Origin of the sequence: Allobosea sp. CCNWLY174 (genome assembly GCF_037120455.1) — a bacterium.
Lineage (GTDB): Bacteria > Pseudomonadota > Alphaproteobacteria > Rhizobiales > Beijerinckiaceae > Allobosea > Allobosea lupini.
In genome coordinates this window covers 302049-328457 of the sequence record NZ_JBBBBQ010000004.1, presented here as the reverse complement: position 1 = coordinate 328457, position 26409 = coordinate 302049, and the positions used below count along the sequence as shown (strand labels likewise).

At 66.7% G+C, this 26409-nt stretch carries 26 protein-coding genes and 1 pseudogene; 14 read left to right on the top strand and 13 right to left on the bottom strand.

Going from position 1 to position 26409, the window contains the following annotated elements; translation table 11 throughout:
* Complete coding sequence (locus V7S63_RS15145) at positions 1-1674, bottom strand: acyl-CoA dehydrogenase family protein (protein ID WP_336530813.1); 1674 nt, start codon at positions 1672-1674, stop codon at positions 1-3.
* Positions 1675-1906: 232 nt separating this feature from the next.
* Here V7S63_RS15145 and V7S63_RS15140 point away from each other — a divergent pair, with 232 nt between their 5' ends.
* On the top strand, positions 1907-3175 hold the full coding sequence (locus V7S63_RS15140) for a cell wall hydrolase (protein WP_336530812.1): 1269 nt from the start codon (positions 1907-1909) through the stop codon (positions 3173-3175).
* A 477-nt stretch (positions 3176-3652) separates the two neighbouring features.
* Positions 3653-3844, top strand: coding sequence for a hypothetical protein (locus tag V7S63_RS15135; protein WP_091831591.1), 192 nt, complete (start codon positions 3653-3655; stop codon positions 3842-3844).
* Between the two features lie 77 nt (positions 3845-3921).
* Here the strand turns inward: V7S63_RS15135 and V7S63_RS15130 are convergent, their stop codons facing one another.
* Positions 3922-4203 (bottom strand): hypothetical protein, encoded by a 282-nt coding sequence (locus V7S63_RS15130; RefSeq protein WP_091831593.1) that lies wholly within the window; start codon positions 4201-4203, stop codon positions 3922-3924.
* A 465-nt stretch (positions 4204-4668) separates the two neighbouring features.
* Between V7S63_RS15130 and V7S63_RS15125 the strand changes: the two genes are divergently transcribed.
* From V7S63_RS15125 to V7S63_RS15110, 4 genes are all read left to right on the top strand, one after another.
* On the top strand, positions 4669-4875 hold the full coding sequence (locus V7S63_RS15125) for a CsbD family protein (protein WP_336530811.1): 207 nt from the start codon (positions 4669-4671) through the stop codon (positions 4873-4875).
* A gap of 340 nt (positions 4876-5215) precedes the next feature.
* Positions 5216-6145, top strand: a complete 930-nt coding sequence (locus V7S63_RS15120; RefSeq protein WP_336530810.1) for a sensor histidine kinase — start codon at positions 5216-5218, stop codon at positions 6143-6145.
* 87 nt (positions 6146-6232) lie between these two features.
* On the top strand, positions 6233-6535 hold the full coding sequence (locus tag V7S63_RS15115) for a hypothetical protein (RefSeq protein WP_244543742.1): 303 nt from the start codon (positions 6233-6235) through the stop codon (positions 6533-6535).
* A 250-nt stretch (positions 6536-6785) separates the two neighbouring features.
* Positions 6786-7406, top strand: coding sequence for a hypothetical protein (locus V7S63_RS15110; protein WP_336530809.1), 621 nt, complete (start codon positions 6786-6788; stop codon positions 7404-7406).
* 257 nt (positions 7407-7663) lie between these two features.
* Here the strand turns inward: V7S63_RS15110 and V7S63_RS15105 are convergent, their stop codons facing one another.
* The 6 genes and pseudogenes from V7S63_RS15105 to ppdK all read right to left on the bottom strand — a co-directional run bounded on the left by V7S63_RS15105 (position 7664) and on the right by ppdK (position 13924).
* Positions 7664-7933, bottom strand: a complete 270-nt coding sequence (locus V7S63_RS15105; protein WP_336530808.1) for a hypothetical protein — start codon at positions 7931-7933, stop codon at positions 7664-7666.
* 7 nt (positions 7934-7940) lie between these two features.
* Positions 7941-8210, bottom strand: coding sequence for a translation initiation factor IF-1 (gene infA, locus V7S63_RS15100; RefSeq protein WP_057187732.1), 270 nt, complete (start codon positions 8208-8210; stop codon positions 7941-7943).
* Between the two features lie 73 nt (positions 8211-8283).
* On the bottom strand, positions 8284-9780 hold the full coding sequence (locus V7S63_RS15095) for a DEAD/DEAH box helicase (RefSeq protein WP_100965559.1): 1497 nt from the start codon (positions 9778-9780) through the stop codon (positions 8284-8286).
* 198 nt (positions 9781-9978) lie between these two features.
* Positions 9979-10188 carry a cold-shock protein gene (locus V7S63_RS15090; protein ID WP_091831606.1) on the bottom strand — a complete coding sequence of 70 codons (210 nt, stop codon included), beginning with the start codon at positions 10186-10188 and terminating at the stop codon, positions 9979-9981.
* A 226-nt stretch (positions 10189-10414) separates the two neighbouring features.
* Positions 10415-11122: pseudogene (locus tag V7S63_RS15085) on the bottom strand (HAD family hydrolase).
* A gap of 117 nt (positions 11123-11239) precedes the next feature.
* Entirely contained in the window at positions 11240-13924 is a 2685-nt protein-coding gene (gene ppdK / locus V7S63_RS15080) for a pyruvate, phosphate dikinase (RefSeq protein ID WP_336530807.1), read from the bottom strand.
* A gap of 320 nt (positions 13925-14244) precedes the next feature.
* Between ppdK and V7S63_RS15075 the strand changes: the two genes are divergently transcribed.
* Entirely contained in the window at positions 14245-15390 is a 1146-nt protein-coding gene (locus V7S63_RS15075) for an alpha-hydroxy acid oxidase (protein ID WP_100965561.1), read from the top strand.
* Between the two features lie 29 nt (positions 15391-15419).
* Here the strand turns inward: V7S63_RS15075 and V7S63_RS15070 are convergent, their stop codons facing one another.
* The 3 genes from V7S63_RS15070 to V7S63_RS15060 form a co-directional block, all read right to left on the bottom strand.
* Positions 15420-15842, bottom strand: a complete 423-nt coding sequence (locus tag V7S63_RS15070; RefSeq protein ID WP_336530806.1) for a type II toxin-antitoxin system VapC family toxin — start codon at positions 15840-15842, stop codon at positions 15420-15422.
* Positions 15839-16078, bottom strand: a complete 240-nt coding sequence (locus V7S63_RS15065) for an AbrB/MazE/SpoVT family DNA-binding domain-containing protein (protein ID WP_336530805.1) — start codon at positions 16076-16078, stop codon at positions 15839-15841. The genes V7S63_RS15070 and V7S63_RS15065 overlap by 4 nt, the downstream gene beginning before the upstream one ends.
* 74 nt (positions 16079-16152) lie before the next feature.
* Positions 16153-16644, bottom strand: coding sequence for a YcgN family cysteine cluster protein (locus tag V7S63_RS15060; protein ID WP_425285414.1), 492 nt, complete (start codon positions 16642-16644; stop codon positions 16153-16155).
* A gap of 205 nt (positions 16645-16849) precedes the next feature.
* On the opposite strand from V7S63_RS15060, the gene V7S63_RS15055 reads away from it, so the two are divergent.
* The 7 genes from V7S63_RS15055 to V7S63_RS15025 all read left to right on the top strand — a co-directional run bounded on the left by V7S63_RS15055 (position 16850) and on the right by V7S63_RS15025 (position 24343).
* Positions 16850-17992 (top strand): ABC transporter substrate-binding protein, encoded by a 1143-nt coding sequence (locus V7S63_RS15055; RefSeq protein ID WP_336530804.1) that lies wholly within the window; start codon positions 16850-16852, stop codon positions 17990-17992.
* Positions 17989-19092: a FecCD family ABC transporter permease gene (locus V7S63_RS15050; RefSeq protein WP_336530803.1), complete on the top strand. Its 1104-nt coding sequence runs from the start codon at positions 17989-17991 to the stop codon at positions 19090-19092. The genes V7S63_RS15055 and V7S63_RS15050 overlap by 4 nt, the downstream gene beginning before the upstream one ends.
* Positions 19089-19886: an ABC transporter ATP-binding protein gene (locus tag V7S63_RS15045; RefSeq protein WP_442896477.1), complete on the top strand. Its 798-nt coding sequence runs from the start codon at positions 19089-19091 to the stop codon at positions 19884-19886. Before V7S63_RS15050 ends, V7S63_RS15045 begins: the two co-directional genes overlap by 4 nt.
* Before the next feature lie 31 nt (positions 19887-19917).
* The gene (locus V7S63_RS15040; protein WP_336530801.1) at positions 19918-20712 is read left to right on the top strand and encodes a class I SAM-dependent methyltransferase; all 795 of its coding nucleotides are present in this window, start codon (positions 19918-19920) and stop codon (positions 20710-20712) included.
* Positions 20713-20874: 162 nt separating this feature from the next.
* Positions 20875-23091, top strand: coding sequence for a transglycosylase domain-containing protein (locus V7S63_RS15035; protein ID WP_336530800.1), 2217 nt, complete (start codon positions 20875-20877; stop codon positions 23089-23091).
* 29 nt (positions 23092-23120) lie between these two features.
* On the top strand, positions 23121-23696 hold the full coding sequence (locus V7S63_RS15030) for a DUF1214 domain-containing protein (protein ID WP_336530799.1): 576 nt from the start codon (positions 23121-23123) through the stop codon (positions 23694-23696).
* A complete protein-coding gene (locus tag V7S63_RS15025; RefSeq protein ID WP_336530798.1) occupies positions 23693-24343 on the top strand; it encodes a DUF1254 domain-containing protein in 651 nt (216 codons plus the stop codon). Before V7S63_RS15030 ends, V7S63_RS15025 begins: the two co-directional genes overlap by 4 nt.
* Positions 24344-24406: 63 nt before the next feature.
* Here V7S63_RS15025 and corA read toward each other — a convergent pair whose 3' ends face one another.
* Together corA and V7S63_RS15015 are read right to left on the bottom strand one after the other, a co-directional pair.
* Positions 24407-25462 (bottom strand): magnesium/cobalt transporter CorA, encoded by a 1056-nt coding sequence (gene corA, locus V7S63_RS15020; RefSeq protein ID WP_091831630.1) that lies wholly within the window; start codon positions 25460-25462, stop codon positions 24407-24409.
* A gap of 132 nt (positions 25463-25594) precedes the next feature.
* Positions 25595-26389 (bottom strand): hypothetical protein, encoded by a 795-nt coding sequence (locus V7S63_RS15015; protein WP_336530797.1) that lies wholly within the window; start codon positions 26387-26389, stop codon positions 25595-25597.
* Between the last annotated feature and the right edge of the window lie 20 nt (positions 26390-26409).

Genomic DNA, 26409 nt, shown 5'->3' with positions numbered 1-26409 from the left:
TCACCCCTCCACCAGCCGCCGCGCGATCACCTGCGCCTGGATCTCGGCCGCGCCCTCGAAGATGTTGAGGATGCGGGCGTCGCAGAGCACGCGGCTGACCGGGTATTCCAGCGCAAAGCCGTTGCCGCCATGGATCTGCAGGGCGTTGTCGGCCGCCGCCCAGGCGACGCGGGCGCCGAGCAGCTTGGCCATGCCGGCTTCCAGATCGCAGCGCCGGTCGGCATCCTTCTCGCGCGCGGCGAAATAGGTAAGCTGGCGGGCGATAACGAGCTCGGCCGCCATCATGGCGAGCTTGTCGGCGACGCGCGGGAAGGCGATCAGCGGCTTGCCGAACTGGATGCGCTCCTGGGCATAGCGCAGGCCGAGATCGAAGGCAGATTGCGCGACGCCGAGCGCCCGCGCCGCGGTCTGGATGCGGGCGGCCTCGAAGGTCTGCATCAGCTGCTTGAAGCCCTGCCCTTCGACGCCGCCGAGCAGGTTCTCCCCCTTCACCTCGAAGCCGTCGAAGGCGAGCTCGTATTCCTTCATGCCCCGATAGCCGAGCACCTCGATCTCGCCGCCGGTCAGGCCCTCGACCGGGAACGGCTCGGCATCCGTGCCGCGCGGCTTCTCGGCGATCAGCATGGAGAGGCCGCGATAGCCCGGCGCATCCGGATCGGTGCGGACCAGCAGTGTCATGATGTCGGCGCGAACCGGGTGGGTGATCCAGGTCTTGTTGCCGTAGACCTTCCAGGTGTCGCCGTCCTTCACCGCCTTGGTACGCAGCGATGCGAGGTCGGATCCGGTATTGGGCTCGGTGAAGACGGCGGTCGGCAGGATTTCGCCCGAGGCGATCTTCGGCAGCCAATAGGCCTTCTGCTCGTCGGTGCCGCCGTTCAGGATCAGTTCGGCGGCGATCTCGGAGCGGGTGCCGAGCGAACCGACGCCGATATAGCCGCGCGAGAGCTCCTCGGAGACGACACACATCGAGACCTTCGACAGGCCCATGCCGCCGAACTCCTCGGGGATGGTCAGGCCGAAGACGCCGAGCTCGGCCATCTGCTCGACTACCGGCAGCGGGATGTACTCGTTCTGAAGATGCCATTCATGGGCATGCGGCGTCACCTGCTGCTCGCAGAAGCGGCGCATCTCCGAGCGGATCGCTTCCAGCGTCTCGTCGAGGCCGGGGTCGCCGACGCTGGCGAGGCCCTGGCTCTGGCTGAACAGGGCAACGAAGCGGGCGCGGTTCTCGGGCGTGTTGCCCTCGGCGATCAATTGCTCCGCCGCGTCCGAGCAAGCGGCGGCGACGGCCTTGGCCGTGAGGCCTAGCGCCGGTAGGCGGACGATCTCGCCCTGGCTCATCGGGATGCCGCCGAAGATCTGGGCGGCATACTCGCCTGCGCCGATCCGGATGGCGTAGTCCTCGATCGCGCCGTAGCGATCCTCGGCCTGCAGGCGCTCGCCATAAGCCTTGAGCTCGCGCAGGCCCATCACATAGGTGGCGAGCCAGGAGAGGCCGTGCGCAGCGTGCTGCTCCTGCTCAAGCCTCGCCGAGGAAATCCGGCCGTCGACCAGCACCTTCTGCCTGACGGCTGCGACCGCCTCCTCCAGCAAGGCCTCGAAGCCCGGCAAGGCGGCAGCGATCAACGCGACGGCATTGGCTTCGGAATCGGCCTTGAGGGCGGTGGCATTCATGTCTCTCTCCCTTTGTTGCGGCGCAGCATAAGGGACAAATCCCCGATCGGGAAAGCCGTCTTTTGGCGGAGGGCCGCCGACGCGAGCGGACGGCCGTTAACCGCCTTTCAACCCTGACAAGGGATTATCCGAGTGTCGCGAATTTGCATCATCAGGATTCGCGGTCGCTCATCTGTCGTCTTTGCGAAACGAGGGCCTGGGTCAGTTGCGTCTGCGTCGGCGATCGAAGCGAATGGGCTGGCAGAAGCTGCGCTGGGCGCTGGCGACCGTCGCTCCCTGGGCGCTCTCGGCCGGCATGCTGGTCTCCTTCACCGCTTCGGCCGGGCAGAAGCCCGATGTCCTCGGCCCGCCGGGCTCGCTGATCCTCCGCACCGCGCCGGGCGCGCTCTCCGACCTTGCGGAAGGCCCGTCGCTGCTCGTGGCCGCCAGCGCCTTTCGTATGCCGGAGCGCGCCTATGCCCGCCTGATCCAGCCGGCGCGACTTTCCTTCGAAACGCCCGAGCGGACCTTCGCGATCGACCCGCGCCAGCCGCGCGAGGACATGAAGCGCACGGCCAGCGCTTTCCCGCAGGTCGACCGCAGCAGCAAGGGCGATCCGATCGTGCCCTTACGTCCGACGCTGACCCGCAACGGCCCACCCGGCGAGCTCGAGCAGGTCGTCTTCGGCGACACCCAGCCCGGGCTGATCTCGGGCGGCTTTTCGCTCGAAGCGCAGGAAAGCCCGGAGGAGCCGCCGCTCGGCTTCGAACCCTTCCTGCGCGACGAGGGGATGACCGACCCGGCCCTGTCCGATTCCTCGCCGACGGCGGTTCCGAAGAGCATCGGCTCTCCGCGCCATGGCGAACTGAATCCGGAAAACCTCGACGGCTCGACGCCGTCCGTCTCCACGGCGCTCGGCCAGTCCTCCAGCACGCCCGCAGCCACCGGCGTCGCCGGAGCGGCCTCCGCCACGCCGATGCAGATGGCGCCCGTTGCCGCCGAGCCGAAATCGCGCAGTCGCATCGCCAAGTCGGAGCGCGGCACGACCATCGACCTGCGCACCGTCGACCCCAGCGAGAAGCAGATCTACACCAGCCTGATTGCGCCCGAGAACATGGCCAAGGAGCAGCGCTGCCTGGCCGAAGCCGTCTATTTCGAGGCGCGCTCGGAAGGCGAGCAGGGCCGCGCCGCAGTGGCGCAGGTGGTGCTCAACCGGGTCAAGAGCGGGCTCTACCCGAACACGGTCTGCGGCGCGGTCTACCAGAACGCCAGCCGCCATCTCGCCTGCCAGTTCACCTTCGCCTGCGAGGGCAAGGCGCTGCGCATCACCGAGCCGGGGCCCTGGCGCGATGCCGTCCGCATCGCCCGCGAGGTCTATGATGGCACGACCTATCTGGCTGAGGTCGGCGCCTCCACCCACTACCACGCCGACTATGTCCGGCCGTACTGGGCGCGGAAGCTGAAGAAGATGGACACGATCGGCCGGCACGTCTTCTACAAGCTGCGGCCCGGGCAAACCTAGTCGACGCATTGCCCAACTGTCCAACACGGCAATCGTTGACTATCATTCCGAGTGCTCAAGCGCCCTCATTCATCTGATATCGACGATCTCCAAGCGGCAGGCGCGGGACCTATTCGCTTGAGCGACTGGCAGCGCCTTCGCCGCGTAGGATTTATAGCGATACGGTAATCTTCGGAGTTCCAGCCAGGAAACATGCTTAATATTCGCGGCCTGTCGTTTCTGGCTCCTGCCATTAACGCTGCCAATAACATGCCGTAGCACTTTGCCGATCAAATAGTAAGGTGGCTTCAAAGACGACGAACAGCTGCGTCACGGCAGATCGAGGCGTTTTTGATTTCGGCCTGTGCATCCAAAAGTCTGCTTGGACAGTAATCTGTCTCAAGCTGTTCGGGCTCGCGTGATCACTCCCGCGATCGAAGCGCTTTCGTCTCTGACGGCCGCAAGCTGCAGGGTGATCTGGTGTGTTGGAGCGCCGCCATGGACCATGACAGAGTTCGGCAGGCTCAGGCCCTGCGCGTCAAGGCGCTGATGTGCCGCCGCTGGGCCGATACGGCCCGGGACAGCGAGGGCGCAGCTCGCCTGGCCGCCATGGCGAGCGCCTATGAAGGGCAAGCGGACGCATTCGAACAGGAAGCCACGACGCCCGGCTGCAAACAGCGGGGACGATAGGCGCCGGCGACGCTCGTCAGTGAGGGAGAGTGGCGCCGTCGGTGCTTGCACTGGCGGGGCTCGATCACCCCGAGCGCCTATTCGCCGTAGAGCGCCGAGTGCCGCGCCGCAGCGAGGCGATCGACGCTGTCCTTGGCGACGGCGTCGGGGTTGTAGAGCCAGCAGATCGACTCACCCTCGTTCATCATCCGGCCTTGAGCCAGCTCGGGGCCGGCATAACCGGCCTCGCGCAGGTCGCGCTTCAGCCGGCGGGCGTCCCATCTGATCGCGGCATAGCCGAAGGCGTCGTTGTCGAGGACGAAGCCATCCTCCTTGATCCGCAGGAGGGCGTTGGTGATGTCTTGCGCTGAGTACGTCATGGCCTGTTCTGGGCTGTGATGCTCCTCCCTAACCTGCAAGCCCTTGGCCGACCGATACGGATTTTGCTCGCATTTTAGCGGTTTGCCGATTTTTCGCTGCGCGGAGGCCGGGACTGATCCCGGCCCCGGCCCCGCTGCCCGTCAGCCTCGCCTATGCGGAAGGAGGCCTGCGCAGCCTGAAAGTCCGCGCCTTCCTGGACTGGGTGGCGCCGCGCCTGCGCGCACGCCTAGCCGCTCGTGGCGGGGATCGCTCCTGGAGCATTTTCGGGCGAAGTGGGCACCGGTTCGCGTGATGAAAATGCGATAAAATCAGGACCTGGAAGATTTCCGCGATCCGAAGAATCGCGGAAATCTTCCAGGCGATCGCAGGCCCGGCATTTGCCGCTGACACGGCTTTTTGTGCCGAACCATTCCGCCGCCCGCGCGTTCCTTAAGCATACCCATCACGATCACGAGGAGAGTCCCATGGACTGGAACCGCGTCGAAGGAAACTGGAAGCAGCTCAAGGGCAAGGTCAAGGAGCAGTGGGGCAAGCTGACCGACGACGATCTCGATGTCATCGCCGGCAAGCGCGACCAGCTCGAGGGCAAGATTCAGGAACGCTACGGGATCGAGAAGGACAGGGTCCGGACCGATGTCGACGACTGGTATGGCCGCCAGACCTGGCAATGACCGGCATTGCGAACGGCTCGCTGTAAAGTGGGTTCGCGACCGAACGAAGACCCCGCAGGCCAGCGCCTGCGGGGTCTTCTTGTTGACGGGCCCCGGCGATGGTTCGGCAGGTCGAGGACTACTGGGCGGCGAGCATGAAGGCCGGCAGCCGAAGCAGCGCGACCGCCGGCCGATCCTGTCAAATGACTTTGCATCCACGGCGTCTCTGCCTTAGTTCTGCGCGGAACGGCGGGCAGAGGCGTCTGGCATGGATCGGGATGCGTCGTCGGACGCTCAACTGCGACTTGCGGCCCGCGAGGCCGAACTTGCCCGCGTCCAGAAGATCGGACAGATCGGCGGCTTGACCGTCGACCTGCGCGGCGGCCAGTTCCGCAACACCCGCTCGCCCGAATACCTCGTCGTCCACGGCCTGCCGCCCGAGGCGGTTCACGAGACGCATGAGGCCTGGGTCCGGCGCATCCACCCCGATGACCGGGACCGCGTGCTTGGCCATTTTCTCGAGACCGTTCGCGGTCACGCGACCGATTACGAGGTCGAGTACCGGATCATCAGGCCGAGCGATGGGCAGATTCGCTGGATCCTCGCCAAGGCGGAGATCGAACGGGATGCCGATGGTGCGGCATTGCTGCTCCAGGGCGCTCATATCGACGTCACGGCGCGCAAGCAGGCTGAGGAGCAATACGAACTCGTCGCCCGCGAACTCTCGCACCGGATCGCAAATATCTTCGCGGTGGTTAGCAGCCTCGTCCGGATGGCGGCTCGCTCCGAGCCGGAGAGTCGCGCTTTTGCCGCCAGGATCGAAGAGAGACTGGCGGCACTGCACCGGGCCCACGCCTTCGTCGGCCGCAGCAGGACCGATGCCGAGGGCGGCCTCATCGACCTGCTTTCCCGGCTGCTCGCGCCCTATCGGGAGGGGGCCGGCGAACGGGTCCGGATAGACGGCAAGGACGGCCCGATCGGCCCGCAAGCAGCGACCTGCATCGCCCTCATCGTCCATGAGTTGGCGACGAACGCGGTGAAGTACGGGGCGTTGTCATCGCAGACCGGGATGGTGACCGTCACGGTGGATCGCGACGAACGTGCTGGCCGAATTTGCTGGCGCGAAGCGGGAGGTCCGGCGATCGAGGCGCAGCCCAAGCGCAGTGGCTTTGGCTCGACGATGATCGAGCGCACCATCAGAGCTCATCGAGGCCTGGAGGTGCGATATGACTGGAACCCGGCGGGGCTGTGCGTAACGATCGACGCAAGTCTCGAAGCACTGGGGCGCTGACGTCGCTCAGCCCGCGTTCATCGACTCGATCCTATCCTGCCGATGGTCAACTGTCCCAGCCCGGCCTGGGGAAGCCCGGAGAACGCCATGATGTTCAAGACCCTCGCCATCGCGGCCCTCGTCGGAGCGGCCATCTCGTCCGCGACCAGCGCGAACGCCCAGTATTACGATCCCTACCGGCCGCCGCCGCCGCGCTATGATTACGATCGGCCGCCGCCGCCCTATGGCTACGACCGCCCGCGCTACGGCTATGAGCGGCCCTATCGCCAGCGCTTCGGCGACACCTGCGTGACCTCACGCGGCTCCTGTGCGGCCCGGCCGGCTCCGGCCAATTCGTCCTGCAGCTGCTATATCGAAGGCTTCGGTATGAAGCGCGGTGCCATCGACTGACAGCCGACCGCAAAGCTGCTTCCAGACAAGGCCGGCGGTGCTGGCCGGCTGCTGCGCCGGCCCGCACCGAAACCCTTGAATACTGGGCAGCGTACCGGACGCGGCAGTCATGACGAGACCGCTTCCGCTCGGTTAGAATTAGTTAATTTTACCTTGTTTTGCAGTTAACCTTGTCTTCATAGATCGTCTCTGGCTTTCTCACCCCAACGACGCAGCGGCACCGTTGCGCAACGCAGGGTTGGGCTCAGCTATGACGTTCAGGCTTCTTTCGCTTTCGGCTCTCGCCACCACGGCGCTCATGGGCCTCGCCGCTCCGGCGCTCGCCGGCGGCTGCACCAGCTCCTCCTGCTACCGGGCGCCGGTCAGCACTTGCGGAAGCGGCTCCTGCTACAAGCTGGTTTCGACCCCGCCGGTCTACGGCACCGTCGATGAAAGCTATGTCGTGCGTCCCGAGCGCACCTTCTCGCGGGTCGTCCCGGCGCAGTACGACACCGTCACCGAGCAGGTCGTGATCCAGCCGGAACGCCGCGTCGCCCGCCATATCCCGGCCCAGTACCGGACCGTCTCAGAGAAGGTCCTGATCTCGCCGGCGACCAAGCGCTGGGAAGTCGGCCGCGACGCCTATGGCCAGACCACCGGCTGCTGGGTGCATGTCCCCGCGCAATACGGCTATCAGCAGCGCACGGTGGAAGTGTCCCCGGCCTCGGTCGACTACGACGTCATCCCGGCCGTCTATGGCCAGCGCAGCCGCCGCGTCATGGTCAGCGCGTCGCGGGTCGAGCACCAGACCGTGCCGGCCGAGTATGCGACGCGGCAGCGTCAGGTCCTTGTCAGCCCCGGCTCGCAGCATTGGGCCAAGGGCGGCTACTGAGTTTTCCAAGTTTTCTTCGTAGTACCTGTCACCACGTAAAAACACCTCACGCCCCGGCTTCGGCCGGGGCTTTTTTCTTGTTTTGGATCAACGCTGAAGAGGCGGGCGAGTCGCCCTCATCCGTCATGGTCGGGCTTGTGCCGACCATCCACGTCATCGCGTTCTCGATCGCATCCGGCGTTCAAGACACGGATGCTCGCCACAGGGGCGAGCATGACGCGAATGGATCAATGTCGAGCTCGAAAGGTCGCCGACGCTCAGGCCAGCCCGCCGGTCAGCAGGATCAGCACGCCGATGCCGAGGGCGAAGGCCAGGATGCGGGCCGGCATGGAGAACAAGGTGCCGGGCGGCTGCTTTGTCATGAGGCCGGCGACGACCTCGACCAAAGCGAGCGCCAGCAGCACATAGACGAAGGGCGGGAAGGTCCCCCCTCTGGCGATCCAGCCGGTATTGACCGCAAGCGAGGCGAGCGCGCCAAGGCCGATGCCGGCCGCGGCGAAGAATTGCTCGGGCCGGCTGAAACGCATCGTAACCTCAGCGCCGGCGGAAGTTCTGCGGCCGCGGCGGCATCGGGCCGGGGCTGGCGGTCTTCTGGCGGAAGTTGATCCGGCCACGATCGAGATCGTAAGGCGACATCTCGACGACCACGCGGTCGCCGGCGATGGTGCGGATGCGGTTCTTCTTCATCTTGCCGGCCGCATAGGCCAGGATGACGTGGTCATTGTCGAGCTTGACCCGGTAGTTGCCGTCCGGAAGCACCTCGACCACGGTGCCGTCGAATTCGAGCAGTTCTTCTTTCGCCATTCGCTGATCCTTCGTCTTGTCCTCGGCGCGGGGCCAGGCCAGCTAGGCCGGGCCCCAGCGGTTACGGCGCCTGTCAGTTCGGGCGCCGCCCGCCGCCGCCGGTGCGTCGTTGTCCCGTTCTTTGCTGCAAGAACGCGACGCCGCCAAGTCCCTCCTTGCCGGAAGCCGCGTCTTTTCGCCCGCCGCCCCCATCCTGGCGTTGGGCCGGACGCTCATGACGCTGCTGCTCCGGACGTGCCTGCTGCTGGCGCGGCTGGCTCGGACGGGACTGCTCGCGGCGCGGGTCCTGACGCTCGCCCTGCTCGGTGCGCTGGCCATTGCGGCCCTGAGCGCTCCGGCCGTCGCGGCGCTGCCCCTGACCCGGTTGCTGTCCGTTCTGCGGGCGCCCCTGCCCGCGGCCACCACGGTTCTGCGGCGGCTTCTTCGGGGTGCGGCCATCCCAATGCGGCACGTCGCCGACCGGGGTGAGCGCGATCTTGGTCAGCTTCTCGATCGCGGCGAGATCGCCGCGCTCTTCCGGCGTGCAGAAGGCGATGGCGAGACCCGAGGCGCCGGCGCGCGCAGTGCGGCCGATGCGGTGGACATAGGTCTCGGGCACGTTCGGCAGGTCGAAATTGACGACATGGCTGATGCCGTCGACATCGATGCCGCGCGCCGCGATGTCGGTCGCGACCAGGATGCGCAGCTCGCCGTCACGGAAGGCGCCCAGCGCCCGCTCGCGCTGGCCCTGGCTCTTGTTGCCATGGATCGCGGCGGACGCGATGCCGGCCTGCTCGAGCTGGCGCACCACCTTGTCGGCGCCGTGCTTGGTGCGGGTGAAGACGATGGCGCGTTCCATCTCCGGAACGCTCAGGGTCTTCGCCAGCAACGCCGGCTTCTGGCCGGCTTCGGTGAAGATGACGCGCTGGTCGATCTTCTCGGCTGTGGTCGCGACCGGCGCGACCGCGACCTCGACCGGATCGGTCAGGTAGGCGGAGGCGATCTCACGGATCGCCTTCGGCATGGTCGCCGAGAACAGCAGGGTCTGGCGCTGCTTCGGGATCAGCGTCGCGATCTTGCGCAGCGCGTGGATGAAGCCGAGGTCGAGCATCTGGTCGGCTTCGTCCAGCACCAGGAACTCGATCTCGCGCAGCGAGACCGCGCGCTGGTCGACGAGGTCGAGCAGGCGGCCAGGGGTCGCGACGAGGATGTCGACATGCTGGCCGAGCGCGCGGATCTGCTTGCCGACCGGCACGCCGCCGAAGATCACCGTCGACTTCAGCGAGGTGAACTGGGCGTAGGTGCGGATGCTGGCTTCGATCTGGGCGGCGAGCTCACGCGTCGGCGACAGGATCAAGGCGCGCACCGAACGCGGCTGCATGCGCCGCGGCTGGTTGAGCAGGCGGTGCAGCATCGGCAAGGAGAAAGCGGCGGTCTTGCCGGTGCCGGTCTGGGCGGCTCCGAGCAGGTCACGGCCATCGCGAATCGAAGGGATCGCCTGCGCCTGGATCGGCGTCGGCGTCTCATAACCTTCGGCGGCGAGCGCTTTGAGAAGCGGCTCGGCCAGGCCGAGGTCGGTAAATTTGGTCAAATCAGGTCTTTCTGAGCCGAACGAAATGGGGCGCACGTGGTGAACGGAAGCGCCTCGACATGCCGTCTCGGTCTACGCATGGTCTCTTTCCGCCCGGCGAACCGCTAGCCACTGCGCCGGAGGATGTCGTGTGTCGCGAGCCTTGAGGCTCGCGCCTTGAAAACGGGCGGACGCTGATGGCCCGCCCGATAGGTGTCTTCAGTTGGCGACGAGGTTGCCAGCCGAGGACTTGCCGGTCTTGCGATCGGCGATCAGCTCGTAGGAGACGACCTGGCCTTCGCGCAGCTCGCGCAGGCCGGCGCGCTCGACGGCGCTGATGTGGACGAAAATATCCGGGCCGCCGGCCTCAGGGGTGATGAAGCCGTAGCCCTTGGTGGCGTTGAACCACTTGACGGTGCCCTTGTTCATAGCGGGACTAATCCTTGCACTTCAGATCCGCGTATTCGTGGAACCCATGACCGGACGCGCGGACGCCTTGCCATGGTCTTGTATCGACGTGTGGTGGATCTGAAGTGGCCCGCCGGTCGGAATACCCGCGCGGAGGATTGGCCAGAACCGGCCGCATCTCGTCTTACATCGGTGGACCTAGCACAAATTGCAAGGTCGGTCCAGTTTGCCGGCCAAAGCCCTGCCTTCAGCCGATCTCGTGCACCAGATCGACCAGCCCGCCGAGATCGGACAGCTTGCGGAAACGGACCTCGCCTGCCGGCTCCTCGGCATGCTCCAGCGCCCAGGTCAGCTCATGCGGCACATGCGCGGCCCAGGCGCCGGCGGCGAGCGCCGGCACGATATCCGACTTCAGCGAGTTGCCGACCATCATCGACCGCACCGCCCCGTCGCCATGGCGGGCGAAGAGCTTCTCATAGGTCGCGGCGCTCTTGTCGCTGACGATTTCGACCGCGTCGAAGAAGTCGCCGAGGCCGGACTGGGCCAGTTTGCGCTCCTAGTCGAAGAGATCGCCCTTGGTGATCAGTACCAGCCGGTAGCGGCCTGCGAGACTAGCGAGCGTCTCCTGCGCATGCGGCAAGGTCTCGACCGGATGGGCCAGCATCTCGCGGCCGGCAGCGAGGATCTCCCCGATCACCGCCGGTGGAACCTGGCCGCGGGTGATCTCGAGCGCTGTCTCGATCATCGAGAGGGTAAAGCCCTTGATGCCGAAGCCGTAGAAGGCAAGGTTGCGCTTCTCGGCCTCGAGCAGCTTGCCGGAGATCTCGGCCGCTTCGCCATGCTCGCCGAGCAGCGCGACGAAGCGGTCTTCCGTCAGCCGGAAGAACTGCTCGTTCTGCCAGAGCGTGTCGTCGGCATCGAAGCCGATGGTGGTGAGGTTAACAGTCACGGCCACCTCGTCATGGTCGGGCTTGTCCCGACCATCCACGTCTTCCTTGATCGAGGCGGTGTTCAAGACGTGGATGCTCGCCACACGGGCGAGCATGGCGGCTTGTTTCCCGCACCTGCTGCCTCACGCGTCCTTGGCCTTGATCGCCCCCAGCGCTGCCTGTGCGGCAGCGAGGCGCGCGATCGGCACGCGGAAGGGCGAGCAGGAGACATAATCCAGCCCGACGCTCTCGCAGAAGCCGATCGAGGCGGGGTCGCCGCCGTGCTCGCCGCAGATGCCGAGCTTGATGTTCGGACGCGTCTTGCGGCCGCGCTCTACGGCGATCCTGACCAGCTCGCCAACGCCGTCCTGGTCGATCGTCACGAAGGGATCGGATTCGAGCAGGCCGCGCGCCGTATAGGAGCCAAGGAAGGAGCCGGCGTCGTCGCGGCTGATGCCGAGCGTGGTCTGCGTCAGGTCGTTGGTGCCGAAGGAGAAGAACTCGGCACTCCCCGCGATCTCCTCCGCCCGCAGCGCGGCGCGCGGCAGTTCGATCATGGTGCCGACCTGATAGGTCAGCTCCGCGCCGCTCTCCTTTTTCACGGCCTCCGCCATCGCGTCGATCCGGCCCTTCACCAGGTCGAGCTCGGGCGCGCCCATGACGAGCGGTACCATGACCTCCGGGATGACGGGATGGCCGGTCTCCTTGGCGGCGATCACGGCCGCCTCGAAGATCGCCCGCGCCTGCATCTCGGCGATCTCGGGATAGGCGACCGCGAGGCGCACGCCGCGGAAGCCGAGCATCGGGTTGAACTCGTGCAGCTCGGTAGCCCGGCGCTTCAGCTTGTCGGCGGTCGTGCCCATCGCCGCCGCGACCTCGGCGATCTCCTCGTCGGTATGCGGCAGGAACTCGTGCAGCGGCGGATCGAGCAGGCGGATCGTGACCGGCAGGCCCTGCATGATGGTGAAGAGCTCGACGAAGTCCTGGCGCTGCATCGGCAGGAGCTTGGCAAGAGCGGCGCGGCGACCCTTCTCGTCCTCCGCCAGGATCATCTCGCGGACGGCAAGGATGCGGCCGGCATCGAAGAACATGTGCTCGGTGCGGCAAAGGCCGATGCCCTCGGCACCGAATTCGCGGGCCGCCTTGGCGTCGCGCGGCGTCTCGGCATTGGCGCGGATTTTCAGGCGCCGCACCTTGTCGGCCCAGCCCATCAGCGTCCGGAAGTCGCCGGAGAGCTCGGGCTGCTGCATCTTGACCTCGCCGAGCAGCACCTGCCCGTTGCTGCCGTCGATAGTGACGAAGTCGCCAGCTTTCAGCGTGGTCGGACCGACGGTCATCGTGCCCTTGGCGTAGTCGACGCGGATCTGGCCGGCGCCGGAGACGCAGGGCTTGCCCATGCCGCGCGCCACGACCGCCGCATGCGAGGTCATGCCGCCGCGCGTGGTCAGGATGCCTTCGGCGGCGTGCATGCCGTGAATGTCCTCCGGCGAGGTCTCGACGCGGACGAGAATGACCTTCTTGCCCGCCTTCTTGCCGGCCTCGGCCGCCTCGGAGGTGAAGACGATCTCGCCGGCGGCGGCGCCGGGCGAGGCCGGCAGGCCGGCGGTCAGCACGCGCCGCTCAGCCTTGGTGTCGATCGTCGGATGCAGGAGCTGGTCGAGCGCACCGGGCTCGACGCGGCCGACCGCCTCATTCTCGGTGATCAGGCCCTCGCGGGCGAGATCGACTGCGATCTTGAGCGCCGCCTTGGCGGTGCGTTTGCCGGAGCGGGTCTGCAGCATCCAGAGCTTGCCCTCCTGGATGGTGAACTCCATGTCCTGCATGTCGCGATAGTGCTTCTCGAGGATGCCGTAGATGCGGCAGAGCTCGGCATAAGCCTCCGGCATCGCCTTCTCCATCGAAGGCTTGTCGGATTTGGCGGCGAGCTTTGCCGCCTCGGTGATATCCTGCGGCGTGCGGATACCGGCGACGACGTCCTCGCCCTGGGCGTTGATCAGGAACTCGCCATAGAGCGCGTTCTCGCCGGTCGAGGGATTGCGGGTGAAGGCGACGCCAGTTGCCGAGGTCTCGCCCATATTGCCGAAGACCATCGACTGGACGTTGACCGCCGTGCCCCAGGAGGCCGGGATGCTGTTGAGCTCGCGATACTTGATGGCGCGGGCGTTCATCCAGGACGAGAAGACGGCGCCGACTGCGCCCCAGAGCTGCTGCTGCGGATCCTGCGGGAAGTCGGAGCCGAGCTCCTTCTTTACGATCTCCTTGTACTTGCCGACCAGAACCTTCCAGTCGTCGGCCGAGAGATCGGTGTCGAGATGCAGGCCCTTGCGCTCCTTGTAGTCTTCGAGCGCCTCCTCGAAATGGCCGTGGTCGATGTCGAGCACGACGTTCGAGTACATGGTGATGAAGCGGCGATAGCTGTCATAGGCGAAGCGGGCATCGCCCGAGGCCTTGGCCACCGCCTCGACCGTGACGTCGTTGAGGCCGAGATTGAGGACCGTGTCCATCATGCCCGGCATCGAGGCGCGGGCGCCGGAGCGGACCGAGACCAGCAGCGGATTGGCCGGGTCACCAAAGGTCTTGCCGGTGAGCTTGGCCATGCCGGCGAGCGCGTCCTTGACCTGCCCGTCGAGCTCGGCCGGAAAGCTCTTGCCGTTGTCGTAATACCAGGTGCAGACCTGCGTGGTGATGGTGAAGCCCGGAGGCACCGGAAGCCCCAGATTGCTCATCTCGGCCAGGTTCGCGCCCTTGCCGCCGAGCAGGTTCTTCATGCCCGCCTCGCCTTCGGCCTTGCCGTCGCCGAAGGTGTAGACCCACTTCTGCCCTGCCATAGCCTGCCTTTCCCAACGTTGTCGCCGACATCAACGCCGGCGGGTACGCCTGGTTTCGCATTTGCGGTGCCCGCTTGTTGCAGCGCACCGGGTGCGGGGGTGGTCATGCCGAAAACCGGATGAACAATCAATGATCATGCCGCGGAGCCAGGCCACCCAACCGTCAATTCTGGGCGGCCTGGCGACCGGTCGCGCAATATGGCCAAGGTCAGCGCCGCGCGATAGGGTACCGTCCCCGCCTTTCGAGCAGCGACGACCGCCGCCGATCCGATGGTCGCCAGCGCCACACTCGCCGAGCCAGAACGACACCGAAGCCAACGATGCGCCTGAACGCCTGTCACAACTTCCACGACTTCCGTACCCTCGCCAGGAAGCGGCTGCCGGGCCCGATCTTCAATTACATCGATGGGGGCGCCGATGATGAGGTCACGCTGCGGCGCAACTCAGAGAGCTTCGAGCGCTGCGACCTCGTTCCGAATGTCCTGCGCGGCGTGAGCAGCCTCGACACCTCCGTCACCGTGATGGGCCAGAAGCTTGCGGTGCCGTTCTACTGCTCGCCGACAGCCCTGCAGCGCCTCTTCCATCATCAGGGCGAGCGTGCCGTCGCCGCCGCGGCCGCGCGCTATGGCACCATGTTCGGCGTATCCTCGCTCGGCACGATCAGCCTCGAGGAACTACGAAAGGCCCATAGCGGCCCGCAGGTCTACCAGTTCTATTTCCACAAGGACCGTGGCCTGAACCGGGCGATGATGGAGCGCGCCAAGAGCGCCGGCGTCAACGTGATGATGCTGACCGTCGACAGCATCACCGGCGGCAATCGCGAGCGCGACCTGCGGACCGGCTTCTCGATCCCGTTCCGGCTCAACCTCGCCGGCATCACCCAGTTCGCGATCAAGCCGCAATGGGCGCTGAACTACCTCACCCACGAGAAATTCAGCCTGCCGCAGCTCGACAGCCACGTCGACATGGGCGGCGGCGCAATGTCGATCAGCCGCTATTTCACCGAAATGCTCGACCCGGCGATGACCTGGGGCGACGTCGCCGAGATGGTCAAGCTGTGGTCGGGGCAGTTCTGCCTAAAGGGCATCATGTCCGTCGCCGATGCGAAGCGCGCAGTAGAGATCGGCTGCACCGGCATCATCCTCTCCAACCATGGCGGCCGGCAGCTCGACGGTTCCCGCGCCGCCTTCGACCAGCTCGCCGAGATCGTCGACGCTGTCGGCGACAAGATCGACGTGATCATGGATGGCGGCATCCAGCGCGGCACGCATGTGCTGAAGGCCCTGTCGCTCGGCGCCAAGGCAGTCGGCATCGGGCGCTACTACCTCTACCCGCTCGCGGCGGCAGGCCAGCCGGGCGTCGAACGCGCGCTCGGCCAGCTCAAGACGGAAGTCGAGCGCAGCATGAAGCTGATGGGCGTCACCAGTCTCGACCAGCTCTCGCGCGAGAATTTACGGTTCAGGTAGAACCGGCTCCGCCACGTCTCACAGACGTCTCACTTTTGCGGCGCTACATCCGGAGCGATCAGCGACAACCCAGGGAAATAGGTCCGGTAGCGGGACGCATTGCGCGTGATCAGCGTGTAGCCGGCCACCGCCGCATGCGCGCCGATGAAGAAATCGGGGAGCGGCGATTGCTTCACGCCGCCTCGGCGCCTGTAAGCTAGGAAGCACTTGCCGGCCAGAAACGCAGCGGCAAACGGAATTGGCTCCCGCTCCAGCATCGTCGTCGGGAGGGCCTCATCGAGATCCTCGATCCGCGAATAGTGAACCGAGATTTCGGCATAGACCATCGCGTTGATCACAAGCCGCTGCCGATCTGCAGCCTCGGACAAGGCTCGCGCCGACCAGGCGCCCCAGCGCGTGTCCTGCGTCAGAACGTCAAGCAGGACATTGCTGTCGACCAGGACTGCGCTCATTCGGGCTCGCGCGTCAGCGCCATGATCTCATCGGTCGTCATGGCGATATCACCCTTGCTGCGACGCAGATGCGCGACGAGCCTGTCACCGCGCCCCGTCTTGCGGCGCGCCGTAGCCGGCATAATCCGGACGACTTTGCCGTCGAATTCGAAATCCACCTCGGTCTCGGGCAGGAGACCGGCCCGTTCACGGATGTCGGCAGGAATGGTCACCTGGCCCTTTGACGTGATCCGCATAGCAACATTCCTTACTCTTACACGTAAGAGTAAGACTTTGACCGTGACGCTGCAAGCTCGAGCCCGGCGTGCTCTTACCGTGGCCCGCGCGCCGCCTTAGGCCAGCGCAGCGGCCAGGCGACGATACGCTCGACGATCTCCTCCTCGGCGACCTCGTCCTCGTTGGCGTGCACCTTCCCGCGGACCGACACGCCCGCAGCGACGACCGTCTCGGGATCGCCGGAGACGAGCGGATGCCACCAAGGCAGATCCCTGCCCTCGCCAAGCAGACGATAGGCGCAGGTCGGCGGCAGCCACGGCAAGGTGCGCACCGCCTCCGGCGTCAGCGTGACGCAATCGGGCACCGTCTTCGAGCGGTTGGCGTAGTCATGACAGCGGCAGGTCGCGGCATCGAACAGGCGGCAGCCGATATCGGTGGCGTGGATCTTGCCGCTATCCTCGTCCTCGAGCTTGACCAGGCAGCAGCGGCCGCAGCCGTCGCAGAGCGATTCCCACTCCGCCTGCGTCATCTCGTCGAGCGTCTTGCTGCGCCAGAAGGGCGTGCTTTCGGTCATTGCGTCGGCCATGGCCGCTTATGCACCCTGGAGGTGATCGTCCGCAATCGGACATCGGCGATCGGAACTGACCCCGACCGCGATGGCGGCCCTTAGCGGTCGCCCCTCATTACATCAATTCTAATCTATACTTAGAAAAGTTATAATCTATGAAAATTGACCGAATACTCGGATCGGCCTAACGGGGGGAAGAATTCCCTCGTTTCCGAGTTCGACAATGCTGAACCGCCGACATCTGCTACGCGCTCTTACCATCACCGCGGGCCTGGCCGCGGCGGCCCTTCCCGCGCTGGCCGAGAAGGTCACCGTCACCGATATCGTCGGCCGCAAGGTCGAGGTCGAGGCGCCGGTCAAGCGGATCATCCTCGGCGAAGGCCGGCAGATGTACTTCGTCGGCGCGCTTGACAAGGACGAGCCGTTCAAGCGCGTCGTCGGCTGGCGCGACGATCTCGGCAAGGCCGATCCCGAGACCTTCCGCGCCTATGCCAAGCGCTATCCCGAGATCGCCAAGCTGCCGACCTTCGGCGGCATGAAGGAAGGCGCATTCGACGTCGAGCAGGCGATCGCGCTCAAGCCCGACGTGCTCTTCCTCAACATCGAGGCGAAGATCGCGAGCGACGAGGCCAAGCTCGTCGAGAAGCTCGCCTCGGTCGGCATCCCCGTCGTCTATGTCGACTTCCGCGAGAAGCCGTTCGAGCACACCGAGCCGTCGATGCGCCTGATCGGCAAGCTCTTCGGCAAGGAGCAGGTGGCGGAGGAGTTCATCAAGTTCCGCGCTGAGCAAATCAAGGTCGTGACCGACCGCCTCGCCGCTGCCAAGGACCTGAAGCGCCCGCTCGTGATGGTCGAGCGCGCCGGCGGCTACTCCGACGATTGCTGCATGTCCTTCGGCAACGAGAATTTCGGCAAGATGGTCGACTTCGCTGGCGGCCGGAACCTGGCGACGCCGCTGATCCCCGGCACCTTCGGCACGGTCAATGCCGAGCAGATCGTCGCCTCCAATCCCGATGTCGTGATCGTCACCGGGAGCAATTGGGACGGCTATGTCCCCGGCGGCAACTGGGTCGGCCTCGGCTACGGCGCCGACATGACGGAGGCGCGCCGCAAGCTGACCAATCTGATGAAGCGCCCGGCCTTCACCCAGACCGCCGCCGTCAAGAACGGCCGCGTCCACGGCATCTGGCACCAGTTCTACAACAGCCCCTACCAGTTCGTGGCGATCCAGGAGATCGCGAAATGGCTGCACCCGGAGCTGTTCAAGGACGTCGATCCGGGCGCGACCATGAAGCTGCTGCACGAGCGCTTCCTGCCGCTGCCCTATGAGCCCGGCCTGTGGGTCTCGCTCGAGGCGGGCAAATGAGCCTGGCTCCCGCCAGCGCGGACGATGTTGTGACAACGCCGGCAGAGGCGTCGCGGAGCACGGCCCAAGGGAGAGATGCCTATCGGGCGCTGGCGCTGCGCCGCAAGCTAATCCTCGCCGGCTTCGCCGCCGTGCTGCTGGCCTGCCTGATCGTCGACCTGATGCTCGGCCCGGCCCGGTACAGCGTGAGCGAGGTGGTCAATGCGCTGCTCTCGCCCTCGACCGCACCGGCCGCCGTCCGGGTGGTGATCTGGGACATCCGCCTGCCGGTCGCGCTGATGGCGGTCGTCACCGGCGCCGCGCTCGCCATCGCCGGCGCGCAGATGCAGACCGTGCTGAACAACCCGCTCGCCAGCCCTTTCACGCTCGGCATCTCTGCCGCGGCGAGCTTCGGGGCGGCGCTCGCGCTGGTCTTCGGCGTCTCGATCGTGCCGCTCGCGATCGACTATGTCGTGCCGCTCAACGCCTTCATCATGGCGATGGGGGCTTCCTTGCTGATCCATCTGCTCAGCCAGCGCCGCGGCGTCACCACCGAGACGGTGGTGTTGCTCGGCATTGCGCTGGTCTTCACCTTCAATGCGCTGCTGGCGCTGCTGCAGTTCTTTGCCTCCGAGCAGGCGCTCGGGGCCGTCGTGTTCTGGATGATGGGCTCGCTGACCAAGGCGAACTGGCAAAAACTCGCCATCACCTCGGCCGTGCTGCTGATCTGCGTCCCGCTGTTCGCGCGCCGGGCCTGGGCGCTGACGACCCTGCGTCTTGGCGACGAGAAGGCGGCGAGCTTCGGCATCGACGTGCGCTATCTGAGGCTGGAGACCATGCTGCTCGTCGCGCTGCTCGCGGCGGTGCCGGTCGCCTTCGTCGGCACCATCGGCTTCATCGGGCTGGTCGGCCCGCATATCGCCCGCATGGTGATCGGCGAGGACCAGCGCTTCTTCATGCCGGCATCCGCGCTGGCGGGCGCTGCCGTGCTCTCGGCCTCCTCGGTGGTCTCCAAGTCGCTGATCCCCGGGCTGATCTTCCCGATCAGCATCGTCACCGCTCTGGTCGGCGTGCCCTTCTTCTTCAGCCTGATCCTGACCAGCCGGAGGCGTTCATGGTGAAGCGCCTGACGCTCAGCGATGTCGGCGTCGCCTATGGCAAGCGCCGGATCCTCGACGGGATCACTACGCCGACCATGGCCGGTGGCGAGGTCGTCGCCGTGATCGGCCCCAACGCCGCCGGCAAGTCGAGCCTGTTCCGCCGCATCGCCGGGCTGATCCCGGGTGCCGGCGAGGTCCAGGTCGAAAGCACGACCGGCAAGACGCCCTGCTACCTGCCGCAGGACACGGCGGTGAACGCGGTGCTGACCGTCTACGAATCGATCCTGCTCGCCCGCAAGCAGGGCGGCTCCTGGGGCGTTGGCGACGACGAGCTTGCCGCGATCGACGAAGCCCTGCACGCGCTCGACATCGCCGACCTCGCCTTCCGCGGCCTCGGCGAGCTCTCGGGCGGCCAGCGCCAGCTCGTCTCGATCGCCCAGACATTGGTGCGCCGGCCCGAGATCATGCTGCTCGACGAGCCGACCAGCGCGCTCGACCTGCACCGCCAGTTTGAGGTGCTCAGCCTCGTCGGCCGGCTGGCGCGCGAGCGGCAGATCTGCGTGCTGATCGCGATCCACGACCTCAACCAGGCGCTGCGCATCGCCGACAAGGTGATGGTGCTGTCGCAAGGGCGGCTCGCCGCCTTCGGCGCCCCGCGCGAGATCATCACGCCGGCTTTGCTCGAAGAGGTCTACGGCGTCGTCGCGCGGGTCGAGGCGAACGAAGGCGAGACGCCCTTCATCGTCGTCCACGGCTCGGCCCGCAGGCACAGCCGCGGCGAGACACCGCTTGCTCCCGCCCAGGCAGCAGAATAACCCCCTCTCAGTTCAACCTGGCGACCCGCCGATGTCAGACAGCAGCCTTTCCTCCGGCCTTCCCACTCCTGGCGCCAACTACTCCCTCAAGGAGGAGATCCGGACCTATTGGTCAGGCCGGGCCGCCACGTTCGACAGCCAAGTCGGCCACGCCATCAAGTCGGACGCCGAGCTCGCCGCCTTCCAGTCGCTGCTGCGGCAATCCTTCGGCGCGGAGCCGCGCGAGGTCCTCGATCTCGCCTGCGGCACCGGCGAGATCACACGCGCCCTGCTGTCGCTCGGCCACAAGGTCACGGCACTCGACTTCTCCGAGGAGATGCTGGCCCGCGCCCGCGCCAAGCATGGCGACAGGGCCCGTATCCTCGCTGGCGACGCCGAGCGGCTGCTCGACGACGACGGGACCTATGACGCGCTGGTGACGCGCCACCTGGTCTGGACGCTGACCGATCCGGAAGCGGCCTTCGCCGAATGGTTCAGGGTGCTCAAGCCCGGCGGCAAGCTGCTCGTCATCGATGGCGACTGGATCAACCGCTCATGGCTGCAGCAGATGCTAAACCGAGCCGCGACCTTCCTGCGCGAGCGCGCCGGCGCTGCTCCGCACGCAGCCGATCGCGACGCTTTCGACTCGATCACCAAGCGCTTCTTCTTTCGCGACGGGCTGAGCTTCGAGCGGCTGGGCACGATGCTGCGCCAGGCCGGCTTCGCCCGAATCGAGGCTGCCGACTACGCACAGGTGGTCAGGGCGCAGCAGCGCAACGCCGCCCTGCACGATGCGCTTCGCCTCGCCTCCTCTACGCGCTTTGCAGTGCTGGCGACCAAGGGCTGACTGCGGGGTAACCCCAGCTTCTTTTTGTCGGGCAACCTCACCTTCGCATACTTCCGTTCGGAGCCGCGAGCCCTTACCTTCTGAGATCGGGCTTGGCCTTCGTCGGCCGGTCCGGGACACCGCGGACGCGCCCCCGCGGCAGGCTTAGGATGCCGCACGACCGTGATCGAGTTCCGGAAAGCGAGCTGGAAGACCCGTCTCAAGCGCCTCGCGCTGAGCGCCGACTCGTGGATTGACGCCTCGCTCTATGCGGCGGGCCACCGCGCCGGCGAGATCTATGAACGCATCCGCAGCGTCACCGACCGTCTGACCGTCAGCGGCCCGAAGCGCCTCGCTGCCGAATTCGCCAGCGAGGGGCTCAACGTCGGCATCGCCGGTGCGATCGTGATGCTGATGCTGGCGATCCCCGCCTTTCGCGAAGGGCGCGAGGAGGCGCTGAAGAACCAGGTCTTCGCCGTCACCTTCCTCGATCGCTACGGCTCCGAGATCGGCCATCGCGGCGCCCGCCACGATGATTCGCTGAAGCTCGAGGAATTCCCCGATCATCTGCTCAAGGCCGTGCTGGCGACCGAGGATCGGCGCTTCTACGACCATTTCGGCATCGACGTGATCGGCACCTTCCGGGCTATCACCGTCAACGCCCGCGCCTCGGGCGTGGTCCAGGGCGGCTCCTCGCTGACCCAGCAATTGGCCAAGAACCTGTTCCTCAACAACGAGCGTTCGCTCGACCGCAAGATCAAGGAAGCCTTCCTCTCGCTCTGGCTGGAATACCGGCTGACCAAGAACGAGATCCTGAAGCTCTATCTCGACCGCGCCTATATGGGCGGCGGCACATTCGGCGTCGCGGCTGCGGCCGAATACTATTTCGGCAAGTCGGTGAAGAACGTGACGCTGGCGGAGGCGGCGATGCTTGCCGGCCTGTTCAAGGCGCCGACCAAGTTCGCGCCGCACGTCAACCTGCCGGCGGCGCGGGCGCGCGCCAGCGACGTGCTGAACGCGATGGTCGATGCCGGCTTCATGACCGCGGGACAGGTCGACTCCGCCCGGCGCAATCCTGCGACGCCGATCGACCGCAAGCGCGATGCCAGCCCGGACTACTATCTCGACTGGGCCTTCGACGAAATCCGCAAGCTGGCGGACGACGGCAAGCTCGGTCCCGAGCGGGTGCTGACGGTCAAGACCCCGCATGATCCGGCGATCCAGAAGCGCGCGGACGAGGCGGTCGAATCGATCCTGCGCCAGCATGGCCCGGCCTACCGCGCCCGGCAGGCGGCGACGGTGATCATGGATCCGGACGGGGCGGTGCGTGCGATCGTCGGCGGGCGCGATTATGGCGCGAGCCAGTTCAACCGGGCGACGTCGAGCCTGCGGCAGCCCGGCTCGTCCTTCAAACCTTACGTCTATGCGGCGGCGATGAGCGCCGGGCTCTACAAGCCGACCACGATCGTCACCGACCGGCCGGTCTGCATCGGCAACTGGTGCCCGAACAATTACGGGCGCTCCTATGCCGGCTCGATGCCGCTGACGGTGGCACTGGCGAAGTCGATCAACACGATCCCGGTGCAGATGTCGATCGCGATCGGCAAGGCAACCGGCGAGACGCATGAAGCCCGCGCCGCCCGCATCGGCCGGATGAAGATCGTCGAGACCTGCCGGGCCATGGGCCTGACCACGCCGCTGACCGATACGGTCTCCCTGCCGATCGGCGCCGGCGAGGTCACCGTGATCGAGCAGGCCGCCGGCTATGCCGTGTTCGCCAATGGCGGCAAGCGGGCCAGGCCCTATGCCGCCTTCGACATCCGCAACTCGGCGGGCGAAGAGATCTATCGCCATGACCGCGACGAGCCGACGCCGGCGCAGGTGCTGAGCACGCAGGTCGCCTACGAGATGAACCAGATGCTCTCGACCGTGCCTACCGCCGGCACCGGCCGGCGTGCCGCGCTCGACGGCGTCGTCAGCGCCGGCAAGACCGGCACGACCAATGGCTACAAGGACGCCTGGTATGTCGGCTACACCGGCAACTTGGTCGGCGCGGTCTGGTTCGGCAACGACGATTCGTCCGAGACCGCCAACATGACCGGCGGCTCGCTGCCGGCGATGACCTGGAAGGAGATCATGGCGTTCGCGCACCAAGGCATCGAGCTGAAGCCGATGCCCGGCGTGGCGCCGCAGCCGGGTGACGCCAAGGCGGCAGTTGCCAAGGCGACCGACCCGGCCGCCGCGGCAGGCGCCGGCGCCGGGCATATGCCGCGCAAGTCCTTCGAGGTGCTCTCCTCGGTCGGCGCGATGTTCAAGGCGGTCGAGACGCCGCGGACGGCCCGCGCTTCCGTGCAGGTCGGAGCCCGCGAGGCCGCGACCGGCCTCACCGCCATACGCTGACTGCCATCCATGCGGATCCGGATCGTTCCATGCGCGTCCTCCCGCTGGCCTATGTGATCGCGCTTGGAGCCGGCCTCGGCCTGATCTCCGCCCGCTATGCGGTGGCGGAGCGGCCTTGGGTCGGCCGCGCCCAGGTCGGCGCCTGGACCAGCTGGCCGAACAGCGGCGCGCGCGACATCGATCCCTATATGCGGGCCTATCTGGCCCGCGGCGTGCACCTCCCGCTCGGCGCCGGCGAGGGGCTGGAGCTGATCGCCGGGCAAGACGACGCCGGGCAGGCGCTCGACGCGCGCTGCCGCTATCTGGTCAGCGGGGCGACACCGCCGGCGCGCGGCTGGTCGCTCGGCGTCGCCGACCCGAGGGGCCGGCCCCTGCAGCTGCCGATCGAGCGCGAAAGCTTCACCGATGCCGAGATCGTCCGCGGCGAGCGCGGCGGCATGCGCATCGTGCTGGCGACGACGCCCGAGACCGGTAATTGGCTGCCCCTGCCGGCGGGAGGGCGCTTCCAGCTGCGCCTGCGCCTCTACGACACGCCGATCTCGAGCCATGCCGGCGAGCTCCGGCCGGACACCCTCCCCCGCATCACCAGGATCGACTGCCGGTGAGCGCGATCGACGACAGCCGGGCCGGGCCGGCCGCGAAGCGCCCCCCGGCTACCCGCGCGGATGCGCCTCGCCGATTTCTGTCGCGGCTGGGCAGCGGCCTGCTGCGGTTCGCGCTGCTCACCCTGGCCGGCCTGTTCCTCGCCGGCATCGTCCACATCGTCACCGTGCTGCGCATCCCGGCCCTGGCCACGCATGATGCGGCCACGGTCTATGCCGCGCTCGGTGCCAACGGCCGCGCCGAGCTGGTGACACCGCCACCTGCAGGTTTGCCGGCGATCCTCGACGGCGATCCCAACAGCGTCGCCGCGGTCTGCAGCTACGATCTTTCGGCCGGGCCGCTGCGCGTCATAGCCCACACCGGCTCGCTGCCGCTCGGCCTCACCGTCCATCGCCGTGGCGGCGGCGTCGCCTATGCCATCACCGACCGGGCCGCGATCCGCGGCGTGCTCGAATTCGTGGTGATGACGCGGGAGCAGCTCGACGAGCGGCTGGCGAATGACGAGGAGGGCGAGACCTCGCGGGAGCTGCGGGTGGTCTCGCCGTCGTTGCAGGGGCTCGTCGTCGCCCGGGTGGTGGTCCGCCGCGCCTTCGACCGCAGCGAGGCGGAAGCGCAGGCGACCGGCGTCGCCTGCGGGTTGGCGGATTAGCCAAGCTTTTGTTTTATCGTATTTTCTTCACGCGAACCGGTATCCACTTCGCTCGAGAATGCGCTAGAGCCAGCCATTGCGCTTGAAGCGCCAGAAGAGCGTCAGGCAGGCGGTGACGATGAAGCCGAGGACGATGTAGTAGCCGTAATGCATCTCCAGTTCCGGCATGTTCTTGAAGTTCATGCCGTAGATGCCGGCGACCGCCGTCGGCACCGCGAGAATGGCCGCCCAGGAGGCGAGCCGCTTGGTGATGGAGTTCTCCTGGCTCTGGCCGACGAGCAGGCTCGCCTCGAAGGCGAAGGCGAGGACTTCGCGCAGGCTGTCGATCTTCTCCTGCACGGTGCGGACATGGTCCGTCACGTCGCGGAACATCGGCGCCAGCGTCGGGCGAACCTGCGGCACGCTGCCATTGGTCAGGCGCTGGCAGACGTCGACGAGCGGGCCGGCCGCGTTTCGCAAACGCAAGAGGTCGCGCCTGAGCATGTAGAGGCGCTCGATGTCGCTGCGGGTCATCGGCGTCGCCAGGACCTTGTCCTCGATCTCCTCGACCTCGTCATGGATCGCCTCGAGCACCGGCATGTAGTTGTCGACGATGAAATCGAGGATGGCGTAAAGGATGAAGTCCTCACCCTTGGCCAGCGAGGTCGGGCAGGTCTCCCAATGCTGCCGCACCGACGTGTACGAGTTCGAGGCGCCGTGGCGGACGCTGACGATATAGCCGCGACCGACGAAGATATGCGTCTCGCCGAAGGCGATGCGCTTGTCGGCCATCTGGGCGGTGCGGGCGACGACGAAGAGCGCGTCGCCATATTGCTCGAGCTTCGGCCGCTGATGGGCGTTGGTCGCGTCCTCGACCGCCAGGGGATGCAGATTGAACTGCTGCTGCACGCATTTGAGCAGTGCGGCCTCCGGTTCGAACAGCCCGATCCAGACGACATGGCCGTCCTTGCGGGACCATTCCCCCGCTTCCTCGACCGGGATGTCGGCGACGCGCACGCCATGGGCATAGACGCTCGAGGCGATGACGCCGGCCTCGTGGCGATGGCCATGATCGACGGGCGGATCGGAGGGCGCTTCCGCTGCGGCCGAGGCCGGGAACCTGATCTGCGTCACTGACATGCGATCCCCCACCGATCGCCGGCTCATGATCGGCAAGCTAGACCCAATGCGCGGGGGATGGGAACCACTTTTCGCGACGCGGGACGACGAGGCCTTCGACCGATCGAAGCGCTCGCGTCCGGCGAAAGGCCATCAGCCCTTGTAGACGACGGGAGCGCGCGGCGGCGCACCTTCGCCCTTGCCGCCGAAGACGCCGATCAGCGGCAAGTTGCAGGTGGGGCCGATCTCGCTCTCCATGCCCATGATGGCACGCTCGGCCCGGATCGCCTCGCGTGACGGCATTTCGACAACCAGATTGTCGAGCGAGTAGCGATAGCTCTTCAGCCTGAAGCGCGCCCGCTCGCAAACCCAGAGCATCAGCCCCTCGTTCTCGGCGACGCGCTGGGCGGCCGAATCGCGCTGTTCGGGCGGCACCTGCTGCGAAGCGTCGAGGACGCGCAGGCGCGCACGGTCGGCGTTGATGACGCGCAGGGCATTGCCGCGGAACTGGCCGAGCAGCAGCCGGTCGCCATTGGCGTCCTCGCCCAGGCGATTGTAGCGCGAGGCCTGCGAGGCGAACGAGCCCGAGGTCAAGGCGCGGTAATAGGCGGAGACATCGTTCGATTGCGCCTCGACCGGCAGGATGCGGGCGTGGGCGAGCTTCGAGACCTCCCGGTCGAAATGGCTGCGCTCATGCGCGGGCAGGACGAGGCGCCAGGCCCGGGCCCGCAACTGCTCCTCGTCGTCCGTCAGGTGGGACCATGAGGAGGCTTCTCCGCGAAAGCGCGCACTCCAGTCGCCGATCGCCGGCGCGATCTTGTCGGCGATGATGTTGGGGCGGGGCCGGCCGAGATCGCCGGTGGTCGAGCAGCCGGCGAGCAGTAGGCAGAGTGCCGCGATCGTGGCGACCGAATGGGATGCGAAAAAGTCGGAACCGGTTTTTCGCATGAATCCCACTCGAACTCTGA

Coding starts and splice junctions, on each gene's coding strand:
- V7S63_RS15145 (WP_336530813.1), bottom strand. CDS start 1,674: ATGAATGCCACCGCCCTCAAGGCCGATTCCGAAGCCAATGCCGTCGCG.
- V7S63_RS15140 (WP_336530812.1), top strand. CDS start 1,907: ATGGGCTGGCAGAAGCTGCGCTGGGCGCTGGCGACCGTCGCTCCCTGG.
- V7S63_RS15135 (WP_091831591.1), top strand. CDS start 3,653: ATGGACCATGACAGAGTTCGGCAGGCTCAGGCCCTGCGCGTCAAGGCG.
- V7S63_RS15130 (WP_091831593.1), bottom strand. CDS start 4,203: ATGACGTACTCAGCGCAAGACATCACCAACGCCCTCCTGCGGATCAAG.
- V7S63_RS15125 (WP_336530811.1), top strand. CDS start 4,669: ATGGACTGGAACCGCGTCGAAGGAAACTGGAAGCAGCTCAAGGGCAAG.
- V7S63_RS15115 (WP_244543742.1), top strand. CDS start 6,233: ATGATGTTCAAGACCCTCGCCATCGCGGCCCTCGTCGGAGCGGCCATC.
- V7S63_RS15110 (WP_336530809.1), top strand. CDS start 6,786: ATGACGTTCAGGCTTCTTTCGCTTTCGGCTCTCGCCACCACGGCGCTC.
- V7S63_RS15105 (WP_336530808.1), bottom strand. CDS start 7,933: ATGCGTTTCAGCCGGCCCGAGCAATTCTTCGCCGCGGCCGGCATCGGC.
- infA (WP_057187732.1), bottom strand. CDS start 8,210: ATGGCGAAAGAAGAACTGCTCGAATTCGACGGCACCGTGGTCGAGGTG.
- V7S63_RS15090 (WP_091831606.1), bottom strand. CDS start 10,188: ATGAACAAGGGCACCGTCAAGTGGTTCAACGCCACCAAGGGCTACGGC.
- ppdK (WP_336530807.1), bottom strand. CDS start 13,924: ATGGCAGGGCAGAAGTGGGTCTACACCTTCGGCGACGGCAAGGCCGAA.
- V7S63_RS15075 (WP_100965561.1), top strand. CDS start 14,245: ATGCGCCTGAACGCCTGTCACAACTTCCACGACTTCCGTACCCTCGCC.
- V7S63_RS15070 (WP_336530806.1), bottom strand. CDS start 15,842: ATGAGCGCAGTCCTGGTCGACAGCAATGTCCTGCTTGACGTTCTGACG.
- V7S63_RS15065 (WP_336530805.1), bottom strand. CDS start 16,078: ATGCGGATCACGTCAAAGGGCCAGGTGACCATTCCTGCCGACATCCGT.
- V7S63_RS15060 (WP_425285414.1), bottom strand. CDS start 16,644: ATGGCCGACGCAATGACCGAAAGCACGCCCTTCTGGCGCAGCAAGACG.
- V7S63_RS15055 (WP_336530804.1), top strand. CDS start 16,850: ATGCTGAACCGCCGACATCTGCTACGCGCTCTTACCATCACCGCGGGC.
- V7S63_RS15050 (WP_336530803.1), top strand. CDS start 17,989: ATGAGCCTGGCTCCCGCCAGCGCGGACGATGTTGTGACAACGCCGGCA.
- V7S63_RS15040 (WP_336530801.1), top strand. CDS start 19,918: ATGTCAGACAGCAGCCTTTCCTCCGGCCTTCCCACTCCTGGCGCCAAC.
- V7S63_RS15030 (WP_336530799.1), top strand. CDS start 23,121: ATGCGCGTCCTCCCGCTGGCCTATGTGATCGCGCTTGGAGCCGGCCTC.
- corA (WP_091831630.1), bottom strand. CDS start 25,462: ATGTCAGTGACGCAGATCAGGTTCCCGGCCTCGGCCGCAGCGGAAGCG.
- V7S63_RS15015 (WP_336530797.1), bottom strand. CDS start 26,389: ATGCGAAAAACCGGTTCCGACTTTTTCGCATCCCATTCGGTCGCCACG.